Source organism: Paraplanobispora takensis (genome assembly GCF_016863195.1).
In the GTDB taxonomy this organism is placed as follows: Bacteria; Actinomycetota; Actinomycetes; order Streptosporangiales; family Streptosporangiaceae; genus Planobispora; species Planobispora takensis.
This window is the reverse complement of record NZ_BOOK01000031.1, coordinates 160,858-176,981: the sequence shown is the minus strand read 5'-3', so window position 1 is coordinate 176,981 and position 16,124 is coordinate 160,858. Positions and strand designations below refer to the sequence as shown.

The window sequence follows — 16,124 nt, the reverse complement described above, 5'->3', positions numbered from 1 at the left end:
GATTTCCTTCTCCGCGCGTCTCCCCGTTACGAGTAGAAGGAAATCCCTATGGTCCCCATGGAAGGCAAGAGGCCGGACGGCCCGCCGTTCGGTGAACGACCTCCGTCGCGATGGAGGGGAAGCCGGGCCCTGGTGACGGGCGCCACCGGATTCATCGGATCCCACCTGGTCAGGCGGCTGACCGGGATGGGCGCCGAGGTGCACGCGGTCAGCCGTCGTCCCAGGGACGCCGAGTACGGCGAGGTCTGGCACGTGGCCGACCTGCGCGACCCGCGGGCGACCGCCGGGCTCTTCGACTCCGCCCGCCCCGACGTGGTGGTCCACCTGGCCAGCGAGGTGAACGGCGCCCGGAACGTCGAGACCGTCCTGCTCACGATGGAGAACAACCTGACGACCACGGTCAACCTGCTGAGCGCCGCCAGCGGGGCGCCGGACGTCAGGATGCTGCTCACCGGATCGTCGGAGGAGCCCCGGCCCGGGAACGACCACACGCCGGCGCCCTCGCCGTACGCCATGGCGAAGTGGGCGGCGAGCGGATACGCCGAGCTGTTCCACCGCCTGTGGAGCGTGCCATACACCATACTGCGTCCCACGATGGTGTACGGCCCCGGCCAGCGCGACACCACCAAGCTGGTGCCGTACGTGACGCTCTCGCTGCTGCGCGGCGAGGAGCCCGCACTCACCAGCGGCGCCAAGCTCGCCGACTGGGTCTACGTCGGGGACGTGGTCAACGCCTTCGTCGCGGCCTACGAGACCGACCGGGCCGTCGGGCGGTGCTTCGACATCGGCACCGGCGTCGGCACCTCCGTCAGGGACACCGTCGAGCTCCTGTTCAGCATCGTCGGCGGGCCGGCTCGGCCCCGGTTCGGCAGCGTCTCCGACCGTCCCATGGACGTCCGGCAGACCGCGGATCCCGGCCCCGCCGCCGAGGTGCTCGGCTGGCGGCCGGAGGTCGGCCTGGAGGAGGGCCTGAAGCGGACCGTCGCCTGGTACGCCGACCGCTGAGGCCGCCGTCCGGTACGCCGGCCGCTGGGGCCGTCGCCTGATGCGCCGGCCGCTAACGCTCCTCCGGCACCAGCGACACCTCGGGTCCGGGCGTCCCCGTCTCGGGCGCCCGGGCCCCCGTCCCGGCGGGCCGCATCCTCGCGAGCCGGGACCGCAGAGCCGCGCCCCTGGCCGCGAACGCCTCGCGCAGCCCCGCCCAGCTGCGGTGACGCAGGAAGGGCTCCTCGAACAGGCGCGAGAACAGCCAGGATCCGAAGATCACGGCGGGCATGCCGAGGGCCAGCATGACCAGGAAGCGGGGCACCGGCTCCAGCCGCATCGGCACCACCGCGAAGTACCACAGGGTCAGCAGGATCGGTGAGTGCACCAGGTAGATGCTGTAGGAGAAGCGGCCGGTCCAGCGCAGGAACCGGGTCTCGAACAACGACCGCAGGCGGCTGGAGCGCGCGTGCACCAGCCCGGCCAGCAGCAGCGCCGTGCACACCCCCGCCGCCAGGTCCACCCAGAAGAAGTTCTCCACCATGGCCGGCGACCCGGCGGCCCAGGCGCAGGCCACCAGGAGCGCCGTTCCCACCGCCGCCCCGGCCGAGGCCCACCGCCGGGGCCGGGGCGGGCCGGTCAGCACGTTGGCCGCGACCATGCCGAACACGAACAGGGCCAGGAACTGCGGGGTCAGGCCCTGGATCGGGGACAGCACGTCGAAGGCCAGCGACAGGTACTGGCTGACGATCACGACGGCGAGGACGGCGAGGACCAGCGTCCGGGCCGAGAAGCGGCGCTGCCACCACAGCAGCAGGGGGAACAGGAAGTAGATCTGCCACTCGACGGCGATCGACCAGAAGGCGCCGTTGGGCGACGGGCTGCCGATGACGTCCTGCAGCAGCAGCCCGTGCACGACGACGGACTTGGCGGTGACGGGCTGGTGGCCGACCACCGTCCCGTCCGGGCCCAGCAGCTCGTACCGCCTGACCGCGATCAGCATGATCGAGACGGCCAGGGCCGCCCAGTAGGCGGGCAGGATGCGCCAGGCCCGGCGCCGGAAGAACCTCCGGTTCCCGCCGCGCAGCCTGCCCTCGTTCCTGACCGGCTCGATCGCCAGTGAGAAGCCCGACAGCACGATGAAGACGGCCACGGCGATGTGGCCGTACAGCAGCCAGCCGGTCCACCACGGGCCGGCGTTGGACGGGAAGTCGTCCCAGACGCCGAGCCAGATGTGGTGGAGCGCGACGAACATCGCGGCGACCGCCCGGATGCCGTCGAGGTAGGTCAGTCTCAGCCGGGGCTCCCCCACCACCGGCTGCCTAGTCCTTGCGCCGGGAGGCCAGATCCAGCAGGGCGGGCGGCGTCCAGCGCTTGGCGACCTGCCGGAGGTTGCTCTTCCAGGACTCCCCGGGCCGCTGCTTGAAGACGGTGGTGTGGTCGTCGGTGATCTCCTCGGCCGGGCGGCCGTTGGAGTAGTAGTACAGCGCCATCGAACGGCGGGCGCGGTCCTCGGGGCAGGTCAGCGGGTCGGGGTGGCCGTGGTTGGCGTCGTCGGTGGTGGCGAACAGCACGAACCTGTTGAAGACCGGCAGGATGGCGTGCTCGCACTTGCTCATGTCCTTGTTCCACAGCTGCAGGTGGCCGCCGTAGCCCTCCTCCCAGTCCTTGTTGAGGTAGAGCAGCCCGTTGAGGCGGCGGTCGAGGTTGAGCCGGCGGTGCCGGTTGAAGTCCACGTGCACCTTCAGGAAGCCGCCCGGGCGGATCTGGTGCAGCCCGCCGCCCTCGTAGTGCGGGTCGGAGACGAGCTGCTCGATGCCTGTCAAACGTTCCAAGAAGTCGACGAAGACCTGCCCGTTGAACTCGGCCAGCAGGTGCCGGGTGGCCGGGCCCATCCGCTCGGTGTCGGCCAGCGCCAGCTTCACCTCCTTGGCGCTGTCGAACTGCTGCCACTCGACGTCCCGGGGCTCGGGGAACTCCGCGAGCACCGGGTCGAGGACGCCCGGGGGCAGGAAGTCGTCGATGACGACGTGCCGGAACGGCGAGGCCTGCTGGAACTGCGGGCGCAGACGGTCCGCGAGGGGGAGCAGGTCTTCTCGGCGGAAAGTGAATTCCTTGACGTCCTGCACGGCGATTCTCCATCCGTCCTGTCCGGGTTTCTCCGTTTTCTCATCGTCGTATCGAAACCCTTTCGTTACACCCCTATTCGGGTGAATACTCCGCGTCATGGCGATATCCCACCCCGCACGGATCGCGATCGTGATCGTCACGTACAACAGCGCGAAAGTGCTCCCCGGTTGCCTGGCCTCTCTGGCCGAAGGCGCGCGGGGCACGCATTTGGCCGAGGTCGTGGTGGCGGACAACGCCTCACGGGACGAATCGGCCGCCATCGCCGAGCGGTCCGAACTGCCGATCAGGGTCGTCCGGACCGGCAGGAACGGCGGTTACGCCGCCGCGATCAACGCGGGGACCCGGACGCTGGAGCTGGAGGCGCTCGACGCGGTGCTGATCCTCAACCCAGACTGCCGGCTGCGGCCCGGCGCGCTCGCCCCGCTCTCCGATGCCCTCAGAGCGCCGGGACGCGGCATCGCGGCGCCCCGCATCGTCGATCCCGGCGGCCACGTGCACCCGTCCCTGCGCCGGGCGCCGAGCGTGCGCGGAGCGGTCGCCGAGGCGCTGATCGGCGGGCGGCTGGCCGGGCGGATCGGCACGCTCGGAGAGGTGATCACCGATCCGCTGCGGTACGAGCGCCCCGGCCCGGCGGACTGGTCGACCGGCGCGGCCATGCTCGTCTCCGCGGCGGCGCTGCGCGAGGTCGGCCCGTGGGACGAGTCGTTCCTGCTCTACAGCGAGGAGACCGAGTTCGCGCTGCGCGCCGCCGACCGGGGCTGGACGCTGTGGTACGAACCGGCCGCGGTGGTCGAGCACATCGGCGGGGACGCGAAGGTCAACCCCATGCTCGCCTCGCTGCTCGCGGTGAACAAGGTCCTGCTGTTCCGCCGCCGCCGGGGCCCGGTGGCGGCCCTCGCCTACCACGCCGCGGTGACGCTGGGCGAGACGCTGCGCGCGCTCGCCGGGCGCCGCACGTCGCGCGCCGCGGTGATCGCGCTGATGAGGCCGTCGCGCCGGATGCAGAGCCTGCCGGGCTGACCGTCCCCATGCGCCGAATCGGTCATCCGCTGAGCCGAATCTCTTATTCTCGGCGAGCCGAATATCGCATTCTCGCCGGACTGACTATCACATCCTATTCGAAATAGAAAGGCCGGATTTTGCGGGCGTAACTCTCAACTCGGATGTAACACTCAAGTGGTACTTACCGACATACAAGCGGTGTGAAGCGGGCCACGACATATCGCTCCACGGCTCCGCGCGATCAACGGGTGGGTGACGCGGCGAAGGGCAGTGCACATGAAGATAAGTGTCTTCGGGCTGGGCTATGTCGGATGCGTCTCCGCCGCCTGCCTGGCCGTACGGGGACATGAGGTCGTCGGCGTCGACGTCAACCCGACGAAGGTCGACCTGATCAACTCCGGCCGGGCCCCGGTCGTCGAGGAACGGATCGGCGAGCTCACCGCGGAGGTGGTGCGCTCGGGCGCGCTGCGCGCCACCTGCGACGCCGCGGAGGCCGTCGCCGGAACGGACGTCTCGCTGGTCTGCGTCGGGACCCCCTCGGCCCCGAACGGCAGCCTGTCCACGGTCTATCTGGAACGGGTCGCCGAGGAGATCGGCCGGGCCGTCGCCGGGCGCCCCGGCCGCCGGCACACGATCGTCTTCCGCAGCACGATGCTGCCGGGAACCTGCGCCGACCTGCTCATCCCGATTTTGGAGCGCTCCTCCGGGCTGACCGCCGGGACCGGCTTCGGCGTGGCCGTCAACCCGGAGTTCCTGCGCGAGGGCACGAGCGTGCGGGACTTCTTCGAACCGCCCAAGACGGTCATCGGCGCCTCCGACCCGGCCAGCGAGGACGCGGTGGCCGCGCTCTACGAGGGACTGCCCGGTGAGGTCTTCCGGGTGCCGATCGCGGTGGCCGAGATGACCAAATATGCCGACAACTCCTTCCACGGACTGAAGATCGCCTTCGCCAACGAGCTGGGCGCGATCTGCCAGGCCCTCGGGCTCGACTCGCACCGCGTGATGGACGTCTTCCTGGCCGACCGCAAGCTGAACGTCAGCCCGGCCTATCTGCGCCCCGGCTTCGCGTTCGGCGGCTCGTGCCTGCCCAAGGACCTGCGGGGCCTGGTCTACGCGGCCCGGCGCGCCGACGTCTCGGTGCCGCTGCTGTCGCACATCCTGCCCTCCAACGACGACCACCTGCAGCGGGCCTTCGACCTGGTCACCGCGAGCGGACTGCGCAAGATCGGGCTGTTCGGGCTGTCCTTCAAGCCGGGCACCGACGACCTGCGCGAGAGCCCGCTGGTCGAGCTGGCCGAGCGCCTCATCGGCAAGGGCTACAACCTGCGCATCTACGACGCGAACGTCTCGATGTCCCGCCTGATGGGGGCCAACCGGGAGTACATCGCCGACCGGTTGCCCCACCTCGGCGACCTGCTGACCGACTCCGCCGAGGAGGTCCTCGCGCACGCCGAGGTGTGCGTCGTCGGCAGCAGGGAGCCCGCCGTCCAGGCGGCACTCGCCGCCGGCGGGGACCGCCCCGTCGTCGACCTCGTCCGTCTCCCCGACGCCGAAGAGCGCCGGGCGCACCCCGGGTATGTGGGCCTTGGCTGGTAGAGCGCTCATCCTCGTCGAGAACCTCTCGGTCCCCATGGACCGGCGCGTGTGGCAGGAGAGCCTCGCCCTGCGCGAGGCCGGCTGGGAGGTCCACGTCATCTGCCCGCGGGGCGCCACGCAGGACACCGAGCCCGAGGCGGTGATCGACGGCGTCAGGATCCACCGCTACCGGCTGCGGGCGGCCACCGGCGGCCCGCTCGGCTATCTGCGGGAGTACGGCACGGCGCTCTGGCACACCTTCCGCCTGGCCCGCAGGATCGGCCGGGTCGACGTGGTGCACGCCTGCAACCCGCCGGACCTGTTCTATCTCGTGGCCAAGGCCCTCAAGCGCCGCGGCGCCAGGTTCGTCTTCGACCAGCACGACCTGGTGCCCGAGCTCTACCTGTCCAGGTTCGGCCGCGGCGAGGACCTCCTCTACCGCGCCGTGTGCTCCCTGGAGCGGCGCACCTACCGGGCCGCCGACGTCGTCATCGCCACCAACGAGAGCTACCGCGAGGTCGCGGTCACCAGGGGCGGCAAGCGTCCGGAGGAGGTGTTCGTGGTGCGCAGCGCGCCCCGGGTCGAACGCTTCCACCGGGTGCCCCCCGACGAGGCCGTCAGAAAGGGCAGGCCCCATCTGTTGTGCTACCTGGGCGTGATGGGGCCGCAGGACGGCGTGGACTACGCGCTGCGGGCCCTGGCCCGACTCCGCGACGAGCTGGGCCGGACGGACTGGCACGCCGTGTTCGTCGGCGGCGGCGACACCTTCGAGGCCATGGTGGCGCTCTCGCGGGAGCTCGGGCTGGCCGACCGCGTCGAGTTCACCGGCCGGATCCCGGACGCCGACCTGCTGCGCTATCTGTCCACCGCCGACGTCTGCCTGTCGCCGGACCCGCTCAACCCCCTCAACGACGTCTCCACGATGAACAAGGTCATGGAGTACATGGCGATGGCCCGGCCGATCGTCTCCTTCGAGCTGCGCGAGGCCAGGGTCTCGGCCGGGGAGGCCGCCCTGTACGCTCCGGCCAACGACGTCTCGGAGTTCGCCAAGCTGATCGCCCGGCTGCTCGACGACCCGGCCGAGCGCCGCAGGATGGGCGAGATCGGCCGCGAGCGGGTCGCCGGCCCGCTGTCGTGGGAGCACTCGAAGAAGGCCCTGCTGGCCGCGTACGAGGCGGCGTACGCCGCCCGGAGCCGCCGATGACGCCACTGGCCTCCGTGGTGATCCCCGCGCACGACGAGGAGTCCGTGCTGCCGCAGTGCCTGGACGGGCTGCTGGCCGGGACGGCCCCGGGCGAGTTCGACGTCGTCGTCGTGGCCAACGCGTGCACCGACCGCACCGCGCAGGTGGCGCGCTCGGCGGGGGTGCGGGTGGTCGAGACGCCGCTGCCCGGCAAGGTCGGCGCCCTGCGGCTGGGCGACGCGCGGTGCCGCGTCTTCCCCCGGATCTATCTCGACGCGGACGTCGGGCTGTCGGCGGAGTCGGCCCGCGCGCTGGTCGCGGCGCTCGACCGGCCCGGCGTGCTGGCCTGCGCCCCCGTCCCGGAGTGGGACCTGCGCGGCGCCGGCCGTACCGCCCGGCGGGTCCACCGGGTGCACGACCGCATGATGGGGCCGCACCGGGTGCTGGCCGGCGTGGGCGTCTACGCGCTCGCCGAGGCCGGGCACGCCAGGGTCTTCCCACTTCCCGACGTGGTGTGCGATGACGAATGGGTGCACAGGAACTTCGCGCCCGGCGAGCGGCGGGCGGTCCCCGAGGCCCGCTCGGTGGTCCGGCCGGCGCGGACCGTCCGCGCGCACCTGCGCCGCCGGGTCCGGGTACGGCTCGGCAACCGGCAGCTGGACGCGCTCGGCCGGCCCGCGCAGAGCAGGCTGGGGTTGCGGCCGCTGGTCGCGCTGCTGGCCGGGCGGTCGGTCAGCCCCCTGGACGCGGCCTGCTATCTGGCCGTCCAGGTCGCCGACCGGGCGCTGGCGCGCGGCTCCCGCGGGGCGCCCGTGGCGTGGTCGACGGATTCGAGCAGCAGAACGGACGGGATCACGAGATGAGAGTCGAACGGGCCGCGATCGAGGGAGTGCTGCTGTTCGTGCCGGCCCCGCACCGGGACGACCGCGGCCTGTTCACCCGGACCTTCGACGCGGCGGTCGCGGCGGAGCACGGGCTGGACGCCTCCCTGTTCATCCAGGACAGCCAGTCGCGCTCCCGCCAGGGCACCGTCCGCGGCATGCACGGCCGGTCGGGACGGGGGGAGGCCAAGCTGGTCAGGTGCGCGCGGGGGGCGGTGCACGACGTGCTCGTCGACGCCCGGCCGCACTCGCCCACGTTCGGGCGGCGGATGTCCGTGGTGCTCGACGACACCGACTTCCTGACCCTCTACGTCCCGCCGGGACTGCTGCACGGGTTCCAGGCCCTGACCGGGCAGACCGACGTCTGCTACCGCATCGACCGGGAGCACGACCCCGCCGAGGACCTGTCCGTCCGTTACGACGACCCCGAACTCAAGATCGACTGGCCGCTGCCGGTGTCCGCGATCAGCGAGCGCGACCTGGCCGCCGGATCGTGGGCGCAGCTCCGCGAGCGGCTCCGTACGACGGGATGACCCGATGCGACACCTGCCACCTCTCGTGGCCGCCCTCCTGCTGTGCCTGGTCCTGCCGCTGGCGGCCTGCAGTCCGCCCGCCTCCGAACGGGCCGGGGGGCCGTCCCCGACGCCCGCGGGGACCCGGGGAACGGCGGCACAGGGCACGCCGTCCGCGCCCCCCTCGCCGGCGCGGACGGCCGCCACCGGCCCGGAGGGCTGCCCGAACCATCCCACCCCGGCGTGCACGGGCGTGCCGCCCGGCACCGAGCTGCGCAGGCTGAAGCCGAACTTCCACAGCGCGTACCGCGTGACCAAGGACGGAAGGGTCCTGGACGGCGTGCACATCCCCGGCGACCTGCTGATCACCGCCGACGACGTCGTCATCAGGAACAGCCGGATCGACGGCGGCGTGCAGGACTGGTACGACGGCCAGGGCTACTCCTTCACCATCACCGACTCCGTCGTCGGTCCCGAGAAGGGCTGCCTGACCGCCCCCGGCATCCAGACGACGAACTTCACCGCCGAGCGCGTGCACGTCCGCGGTCACGGCGACGGCTTCAGCGTCTCCGGTGACGACGTGCGCATCGAGGACTCCTACGTGCTGCTGTGCTCCAACCCCGGCGACCACGGCGACGGCGTCCAGACCATCGGCGCGGGCAAGGGACTGGTGGTCCACCACAACACCTTCGACCAGCGGCAGGCCGAGAACGTCACCTCGCCGATCTTCCTGGTCGACACCGGCACGGTGGACGTGGAGGTGACCGAGAACCTGGTGATGGGCGGCACCTACAGCATGCGCCTGCTGCACGCGCGCGGGAAGAAGGTCATGCGGGACAACAGCGTGGTGGACGAGTCCTGGGAGTACGGCCCGCTGGTGGTCGACTGCGCCGGCGTGGACTTCTCCGGCAACAAGCTCGTCACCATCGACGAGGACTACCGCATCACCTCGACGGTGGCGCCCCTGCCCTGCGGCTGAGGAGCGGGCGGGGGCTCGTCCCGGGTCGCCCGCAGCAGTGCGCCCACCACGCCGACGAGCAGGAACATCAGGGCGGTGACCCCCGGATAGGACAGCAGGTCGAACGTCGCCGCGCAGACCAGGGGGACCAATAGGCAGCCGGTCAGCGTCAGGGCGAGGTTGCGGTCGCGGGCGTCCGTGCTGCGGGCGCGGATCATGAGCGCCACGGCCATGCCGCACGACGCGATGCCGACGAACAGCGCCAGGCCGAGGGCTCCGGCCTCCACCAGCGTCAGGAGGTACTGGTTGTCGAAGACCTGGTGCTTGGGCGCGTACCAGGTGCCGACCCCGCGGCCCAGCAGCGGGCGTCTGCCGATCTCGGCCAGCGCCCAGGAGTAGTCGTGGGTGCGGAAGCGGACGCTGTCGTCGGAGCCGATGGTGGCGAACAGGTTGAACAGCGTGCCGAGCAGGCCGGGGACCAGGACCTTGATCCCGGCGAGGAAGACCACGGTGGCCGCCATCGCCTGCAGGCGCCGCCGGTGCGGCCAGCCGAGGAACAGCACCAGCGCCACGCTCGCCACGCCCAGCACCGCCGAGCGCGACACCGAGAACATCAGGCCGCCGGCGATCAGCCCGGTGCACAGCCACCAGCGCCCCGCGGGCTGTCCCCGGTCGCGGGCGTGGAAGCCGTAGTGCGCGGCGATGGGCAGGAGCATCGAGCACACGACGCCGAACTCGATGGGGTGCCCCATCGTCGAGGCCACCCGGTTGAAGTCGGACCTGCCGATCACCGCCTCGACCCCCTCGACGCCGGTGGGACGCAGGCCGGGCAGGGCCATGTACTGGGTCAGGTCGAGGCCGAAGACGAACTGCAGGCCCCCGATCACGGAGATGACCGCCCCGGAGACCACCACGGTCTTGAGCACCAGGTCCAGGCGCTCGCGGCCGCGGACCCCGTCGCAAACCGCCAGCGCCACCCCCAGGTTGGCGGCGATCAGCACCGCGGAGTGGTCGGCCAGGTTGAGCTCGTCCTTGGGCAGGTACGACAGCGTGGTGTAGCCGTAGATGATCAGGTGCCCGACGCCGTAGACGAACAGCGCGGTCCTGATCGGCAGCCGTCCCTTCGCGGCGCCGAGCGTGGTGGTGAAGTGCGCGCACAGCCAGCACAGCAGGAGGAACAGGCCCAGCAGGTCGGCCGGTGTCAGGGAGATCGGCAGGCCGCGCAGGACCAGCCGGGCCGGGATCACCAGCTGCGCGACGACGAACAGCGCGGCCAGCGTGGCGGCGTCGGCGCGCTGCCGCAGGCGCGGCTCGGCCAGCGGGTCGGCGCGCGGCCGGAAGGACGGCTCCCGCCGCCCCAGCGCCGCCAGACGGTCCCACCACGTCGGACCCTCCCGCGGAGCCTCCACCGCCGCTCTCCACGCGTCCGGGCCCGTCCTGGCGGCCGATCCGGACACGACCGCCTCCCGTGCGTCCCGGGGCGATCCGGGCACGGCCGGTTCCGGGCCGCGCGTCGTCCCCCGTCCGGTCGTCCCCGGCCCGGTCGTCCCCTGTCCCGTCGTCTCCTGTCCGGTCGCCATCGTCGTCAGCGCCGCCCGGCCGGCTCGCGTGCGGCGGGCCCGGACGGCGCGGCCCTGTCCTCAGCGTCCCCGCCGTCCCCGCCGTCCCCGCCGTTCTCGCGGCGGCGGGCCCGCTCCGCACGGGCGGTCGCGAAGCTCTCGGCGGCGAACGCGGCGCACAGGCTGAGGACCGCGCTGACGGCCAGCGTCGCCCCGGCGGCCCGCAGCTTGCTGCCCCGCTTGGCCTCCGGCGGCGTCGGCTTCACCACGTCGGTCATGGTCAGGTAGGTGCGCCGCGGCGCCCCCACGACGCCCTGCCGCTTGACCAGCTCGACCCTCGCCCGCTCCATCACCTTCCTGATGACGTCCTGCGCGGCCTGCGGCGTCGTGCTCTCCCCCTCGATGAACACGAAGGGGCCGCTGATCAGCAGCTCGGGGTTGCTGGCGCCGTTGCTCACCTTGTATCCCGTCGGGCCCGAGGGGTCCAGGCCGATCTCGGCGGCCACCCCCGGGGCGCTCAGCGCCTGGATCAGCAGGCCGGCGGTCATGCTGAGCCCGTGGTCGAAGTTGGCCAGCGGGTTGGTGTACAGCAACGGCTGCTCCGGGTCGCCGGAGACGCCGTTGCCGGTGGTCGGGATGGTCACGACCATGACCGCGTAGGAGGTGTAGGTGGTCGGCACCGTCAGGTAGGCGCCGTAGGCGGCGGCCAGGCCCACCAGGAACGCCGGGAAGGTGACGTACCACCTCCGGAAGACGACGACCGCCGTCCGCCAGAAATCCATGAGCGCCCCTCCCCGAGCCTCCCCTTGGCAATCGCTCCGACTCCGTGGTTGTGTTACGCCGGAGCTCGATTTCCCCTGACCCGACCGCGCCGGAGGCCGGCCCCCGCCGCCGCCGGACGCCGCAGGAGTGGAGACACTGGGCATGACCGAACTGGCTGTGATCACACCCAGCTGGAGGCCGGACGCGGAGCTCTTCGCACAGCTGCACCGCTCGGTTCTGGAGCACACCTCCGACGACACCGTGCACCATGTGATCGTTCCGGCGGCGCACAGGTCCACCTTCGCCGAGTACGCCGGCCCGCGCTGCCGCATCTGGACGCATCCCGAGCTGATCCCGCGCCGTTACTGGCGCATGCCCGGCGGAGTGTGGGTCAACGCCGCGCGTCCCTGGCCGCCGGTCCGCGGCTGGGTCATGCAGCAGGCCGCCAAGATCGCCGCGGCCGGGACGATCGACGCCGACGTCATGCTGCTGGCCGACTCCGACGCGGTGCTGGTGCGGCCGGTCGACACCGGGCGGTTCAAGGTGGACGGCAGGCTCTCGCTGATGCGCGAGGACAAGGCGGTGACCGCCGAGATGGAGCGGCACGTCCTGTGGCACCGGGTCGCCCGGGAGCTGCTGGGGCTGCCCGCCGCCCCGCCGCCTCCGCTGCCCGACTACGTGGGCCCGCTGGTGTTCTGGGACCCGGCGGTCGTGCGGGCGATGCAGGCCCGGATCAGCGAGACGACCGGCCGCAGCTGGCTGGACGCCTTCACCTCCCAGCTGCACATCTCGGAGTTCATCGTCTACGGGGTCTTCGCGGACGAGGCCCTGGAGACCCCGCCCGCCCCCAGCCCGCCGGCCTGCCACAACTGGTACGAGCGGACGCCGCTCGACCACGGGTCGGCCGCCGCCTTCGCCGACCGGCTCGGCCCCGACCCGATCGGCGTGATGATCTCCTCCCACTCCGACACGCCGCCCGACGTACGGCGGGCCGCGATCGAGCACTGCCTGCGGGCCGCCGGAGGCTGATCAGTCCCCCCTGCCCCGTCCCCCGTCGGTGCCGTCCCCGTTGCCCGCCCGGCCCCGCGGATAGCCGTAGGTCTTCACCACCATGAACACCTGCGTGTCGTCGTCCTCGGTCAGCATCCGGGGGACGGGGACCTCCCGGCGCCGCTCCTGCGTGATCTCCTCATCCGGCCGTCCCTCCGCGGCCGGGGGCTCCCGCACGGGGGTCTCCCCGGCATCCCGTCCCGGAGACTCCTCGGGCGGCTCCTCCTCCGGTGGTCCCGTCTCCGACGGCTCCCGCACGGGCGACGAGGGTGACGAGGGCGGCGTGGACGGCTCGGATGACGCGGATGATTCAGCCTCCGCAGAGTCCTCGGCCGCGGCCTCCCGCGGCGTCCCGGCCGCCGCGGGCGCCGTCTGCGGGCCCCTCAGCGCGCGCCGGCGGATCAGGAAGTAGGCGGTGGACATCGAGCCCGCCAGCGTCAGGGCGAAGCCGAGACCGGCGAGCTGCACCTTGTTCCCGGAGTCCGCCTCCGGCGTGGTCGGCGGGACGACGTCGGCGACCGTGATGTAGGTGATGGGCGGCGCCCTGAGCTCCTTCTGCCTGCGCGTGAGCTCGTCGACGACCCGCTTCTGCACCTTGGTCACCAGCCCCCGGACCTCGGCCGCGGAGCCGCCCTGGGCCTTCACGTAGATGTACGGCCCGCTGATGTCGAGGATGTCGGGGTTGGTCCTGCCGTCGTCGATCGTGACCTCGATCGATCCGTCCTGCGGCACCCCGAGCTGCGCGAGCACGTCCGGGGCGCCGACGGCCTGGATGAGGATCGAGGAGGTGGTCTTGAGCCCGTCGTTGAACTCCAGCAGGGGGTTGCTCAGCCCGTTCGGCTTGGCCGGGTCCTGGGAGAGCGTCGAGCCCTGCGCCGACATGGTCAGCACCATGAACGCGCTGGAGCTGTAGGTGGGCGGCACGAGGAGGAAGGCGAGCGCCCCCACGAGCACCGACAGGAGCACCAGCGGCGGTCCCACCGTTCTTCGCAGGAAAAGGCCGATTACGATCTTCCAGAAATCCATTCGGTCTGTCGTCCCTTTTCCTCCGCGTCAGGGCGTCGGCGAACCGCAGCCCCTCTCATGCTGGCCATCGGAATCCAGGGGGGTGTCCGTTACATCCGGTTCAGCGGCGGCCGACGGCCAGCCGCAGGGCCTTGCGCCCCCGACGTGCGACGACACCCCGCTGGCGGCGCACGTACATGCTCAGGACGACGGCACGGGCCCGCCGCAGGTCCCGCGGATCGAGCCCGGCCTCGGGCAGCCAGCGCAGGACCTCGCGGTACTGGAGCGTGGTGGCGAAACGCGCCGTCCAGCGGGGCACCTCCAGGTGCGGGACCAGCGCGGACAGCCGCCGGTGGTGGACGTTGCGGTGCGAGAGGACCTCCGGCACGTGGCTCCACGGCCCCGCCAGCGCGAGCTTGATCGCGAGGACCTCGTCCTCGCGGAGCATGTTGCGGCGCGGGATGCGGGCCAGCACCTCGCGCCTGATCACGCCGTACAGCGGGTCGAGCAGGAGGTAGGTCTGGGTGTGCAGCCGCATCATCTCCGCCATGCGCGCGACCGGGTCGTCGGACCCGAGCCCGGTGCCGGTGTAGGGCATCGTCCGGGTGACGCCCCCGGCGTCGGTGTAGGCCGTCTGGGAGGTGACCAGGACGAGCCGCTCGTCCTCGGCGAACGGGCGCAGCGACCGCGAGATGCACGAGGGCTCCAGCCGGTCGTCGTCGCCCGCCCAGCGCAGGAAGGCGCCACTGGCCACGTCGCCCACGTAGATGAAGTTGTTCGTCGCGCCGATGTTCTCGCGCTGGCGGTGGTAGACGATCCGGCCGTCCCGCCGGGCCAGCTCGCGGCAGAGCTCCTCGGTGTGGTCCGTGGAGGCGTTGTCGGAGATCACCAGTTCCAGGTTCTCGTGGTCCTGCTCCAGGATCGAGCGGACCACGCCCTCCATCCGGTCCGCGCCGTTGTACACCGGCAGCCCGACGGACACCAGCGTGTCGGTACTACTCATCTGACTTCCTCGTCTTCAGACGCGCGCCGAACCGCCGGAGCTGCTCCCCGGGCACGACGATCAGGACATACGTGATGAGCCCGGCGCCTCCCGCCAGGCCGAGCTCCAGGAGGGGACGGTCCCCGATCACGGTGGCCAGCGCCCAGGTGAGCGCTCCGGCCGCCAGGCCGCCGAGCAGCGGCCGTACCAGCGCCGGGGCGATCGGCCCCAGGCGCACGCCCACCCGGCTCAGCGCCAGGACCGCCAGCGGCAGGGCCACCGCCACGGCGGCGAGGGCGTGCCCGGCCGCCGCGCCGCGGATGCCGTCGAGGTGGGCCCCCGCGAACGTCGCGGGCACCAGGGCCGCGCCCCAGCCCAGGTTCAGCCACACGGTGCTCCTGGTCGCCCCCACCGAGGTCAGGATGTCGAAGGCGAGCGAGGTCAGCAGCCGCACGACCATCAGGACGGCCAGGAAGCGCAGGACGCCGGCGGAGCGGTCCCACTCGGCCCCGTACAGCAGGCCGATGAGCTGGTGGGCCAGCACCCACAGCAGCACGGCGATCGGCATGACGAAGGAGAACAGCAGCGGGACCGCCCGCCGTACCCCCTCCTGCAGCGCCACCGGGTCGTGCTCGGCCAGCCGGGAGAAGCTCGGCAGCGACACGTACCGCACAGCGCTGGTGATCAGCAGGGGCACCCAGCTGGAGACGTTGAAGGCCAGCAGGAAGAGGCCGAGCTCCTCCTCGCCCAGGACGTTGCCGACGATGACGTAGCCCACGTTCATCAGCACCGCCTCCAGCCCGAGGCCGGCGGCGGAGGGCAGGCCGAAGCGCCACAGCCGGCCGGCCACCGCGCGGTCGAAGCCGAGCCGGTACGGCAGCCGCGCGAAGGCCATCACCAGCACCCCGGTGACCACCGCGGAGCAGACCTGGCCCCAGGCGAAGCTGTAGGGGCCCGCGCCGCCGGCGGCCAGCGTGATCGACACCGCCGCCTGGACCGCGAACCCCGCCATGATGGCCACGGAGAGCCGGTCCTGCCGGAACCGGCGCACCAGCGTGGCGCTGCGCACCGCGGTGACGGCCTCGACGAGGATGACCGCGGTGAGCAGCCGGACCACCCCGGCGGCCTCCTCGGTCCCCGCCGACCGCGCGAAGGCGGGCGCGCCCAGCCAGATCGCCCCGTACAGCGCGACCGCCGACACCAGGCTCAGCGTCGTCGCCGTGGGCGTCATCTCCTCGAACCTGCCCCGCCACTGCACCACCGCGGCCTGCACGCCCAGGTCCTTGACGACCATGACGAACTGGGTGGCGGCCAGCGCGACGGCGAAGACGCCGAAGTCGGAGGGGGCGAGCAGCCAGGCCATCACCAGGCTCAGCACGAAGGAGCCGGCCTTCATCACCAGGTTCCCGGCCAGGCTCCAGCGCAGGCTCCGGCCCGCCTTGTCGCCGATCTCCCGCAGCTCCGCACCGGCCTCCGCGGGCTCGTGAAGGTCGGCGCCGGTCTCCGGGGGCTCCCGGGACACTGGAGGATCCCGGGAGACC

General features: G+C 72.2%; 15 protein-coding genes. 8 read left to right on the top strand and 7 right to left on the bottom strand.

The genetic code is table 11. From position 1 onward, the window contains the following. The first annotated feature begins 48 nt into the window (after nucleotides 1-48). Nucleotides 49-1,005 carry an NAD-dependent epimerase/dehydratase family protein gene (locus Pta02_RS21560; RefSeq protein WP_203876690.1) on the top strand — a complete coding sequence of 319 codons (957 nt, stop codon included), beginning with the start codon at nucleotides 49-51 and terminating at the stop codon, nucleotides 1,003-1,005. A gap of 52 nt (nucleotides 1,006-1,057) precedes the next feature. Here Pta02_RS21560 and Pta02_RS21555 read toward each other — a convergent pair whose 3' ends face one another. Both Pta02_RS21555 and Pta02_RS21550 read right to left on the bottom strand, forming a co-directional pair. Then, nucleotides 1,058-2,299 (bottom strand): acyltransferase family protein, encoded by a 1,242-nt coding sequence (locus Pta02_RS21555; protein WP_203876689.1) that lies wholly within the window; start codon nucleotides 2,297-2,299, stop codon nucleotides 1,058-1,060. Between the two features lie 7 nt (nucleotides 2,300-2,306). After that, entirely contained in the window at nucleotides 2,307-3,113 is an 807-nt protein-coding gene (locus tag Pta02_RS21550) for a 2OG-Fe(II) oxygenase (RefSeq protein ID WP_203876688.1), read from the bottom strand. Between the two features lie 97 nt (nucleotides 3,114-3,210). Here Pta02_RS21550 and Pta02_RS21545 point away from each other — a divergent pair, with 97 nt between their 5' ends. The 6 genes from Pta02_RS21545 (at nucleotide 3,211) to Pta02_RS21520 (ending at nucleotide 9,246) form a co-directional block, all read left to right on the top strand. After that, nucleotides 3,211-4,134 carry a glycosyltransferase family 2 protein gene (locus Pta02_RS21545; protein WP_203876687.1) on the top strand — a complete coding sequence of 308 codons (924 nt, stop codon included), beginning with the start codon at nucleotides 3,211-3,213 and terminating at the stop codon, nucleotides 4,132-4,134. Nucleotides 4,135-4,392: 258 nt separating this feature from the next. Beyond that, nucleotides 4,393-5,712, top strand: a complete 1,320-nt coding sequence (locus Pta02_RS21540; RefSeq protein ID WP_203876686.1) for a nucleotide sugar dehydrogenase — start codon at nucleotides 4,393-4,395, stop codon at nucleotides 5,710-5,712. Beyond that, the gene (locus Pta02_RS21535; RefSeq protein ID WP_203876685.1) at nucleotides 5,702-6,895 is read left to right on the top strand and encodes a glycosyltransferase family 4 protein; all 1,194 of its coding nucleotides are present in this window, start codon (nucleotides 5,702-5,704) and stop codon (nucleotides 6,893-6,895) included. The genes Pta02_RS21540 and Pta02_RS21535 overlap by 11 nt, the downstream gene beginning before the upstream one ends. Next, the gene (locus tag Pta02_RS21530; RefSeq protein ID WP_203876684.1) at nucleotides 6,892-7,737 is read left to right on the top strand and encodes a glycosyltransferase family 2 protein; all 846 of its coding nucleotides are present in this window, start codon (nucleotides 6,892-6,894) and stop codon (nucleotides 7,735-7,737) included. The genes Pta02_RS21535 and Pta02_RS21530 overlap by 4 nt, the downstream gene beginning before the upstream one ends. Next, nucleotides 7,734-8,288, top strand: coding sequence for a dTDP-4-dehydrorhamnose 3,5-epimerase family protein (locus Pta02_RS21525; protein ID WP_203876683.1), 555 nt, complete (start codon nucleotides 7,734-7,736; stop codon nucleotides 8,286-8,288). Before Pta02_RS21530 ends, Pta02_RS21525 begins: the two co-directional genes overlap by 4 nt. Before the next feature lie 4 nt (nucleotides 8,289-8,292). Further along, nucleotides 8,293-9,246 (top strand): right-handed parallel beta-helix repeat-containing protein, encoded by a 954-nt coding sequence (locus Pta02_RS21520; protein ID WP_203876682.1) that lies wholly within the window; start codon nucleotides 8,293-8,295, stop codon nucleotides 9,244-9,246. Here the strand turns inward: Pta02_RS21520 and Pta02_RS21515 are convergent. Both Pta02_RS21515 and Pta02_RS21510 read right to left on the bottom strand, forming a co-directional pair. Next, nucleotides 9,204-10,634 (bottom strand): O-antigen ligase family protein, encoded by a 1,431-nt coding sequence (locus Pta02_RS21515; protein ID WP_239131128.1) that lies wholly within the window; start codon nucleotides 10,632-10,634, stop codon nucleotides 9,204-9,206. The genes Pta02_RS21520 and Pta02_RS21515 overlap by 43 nt on opposite strands. A 176-nt stretch (nucleotides 10,635-10,810) precedes the next feature. Beyond that, nucleotides 10,811-11,566 (bottom strand): hypothetical protein, encoded by a 756-nt coding sequence (locus Pta02_RS21510; RefSeq protein WP_203876680.1) that lies wholly within the window; start codon nucleotides 11,564-11,566, stop codon nucleotides 10,811-10,813. Nucleotides 11,567-11,708: 142 nt separating this feature from the next. On the opposite strand from Pta02_RS21510, the gene Pta02_RS21505 reads away from it, so the two are divergent. Further along, nucleotides 11,709-12,575: a DUF6492 family protein gene (locus tag Pta02_RS21505; RefSeq protein ID WP_203876679.1), complete on the top strand. Its 867-nt coding sequence runs from the start codon at nucleotides 11,709-11,711 to the stop codon at nucleotides 12,573-12,575. Here the strand turns inward: Pta02_RS21505 and Pta02_RS21500 are convergent, their stop codons facing one another. The 3 genes from Pta02_RS21500 to Pta02_RS21490 all read right to left on the bottom strand — a co-directional run bounded on the left by Pta02_RS21500 (nucleotide 12,576) and on the right by Pta02_RS21490 (nucleotide 16,105). Further along, entirely contained in the window at nucleotides 12,576-13,577 is a 1,002-nt protein-coding gene (locus Pta02_RS21500; protein ID WP_203876678.1) for a hypothetical protein, read from the bottom strand. A gap of 145 nt (nucleotides 13,578-13,722) precedes the next feature. After that, nucleotides 13,723-14,604, bottom strand: coding sequence for a glycosyltransferase family 2 protein (locus Pta02_RS21495; RefSeq protein ID WP_203876677.1), 882 nt, complete (start codon nucleotides 14,602-14,604; stop codon nucleotides 13,723-13,725). Beyond that, nucleotides 14,597-16,105, bottom strand: coding sequence for an oligosaccharide flippase family protein (locus tag Pta02_RS21490; protein ID WP_239131127.1), 1,509 nt, complete (start codon nucleotides 16,103-16,105; stop codon nucleotides 14,597-14,599). Before Pta02_RS21490 ends, Pta02_RS21495 begins: the two co-directional genes overlap by 8 nt. Nucleotides 16,106-16,124 lie beyond the last annotated feature (19 nt).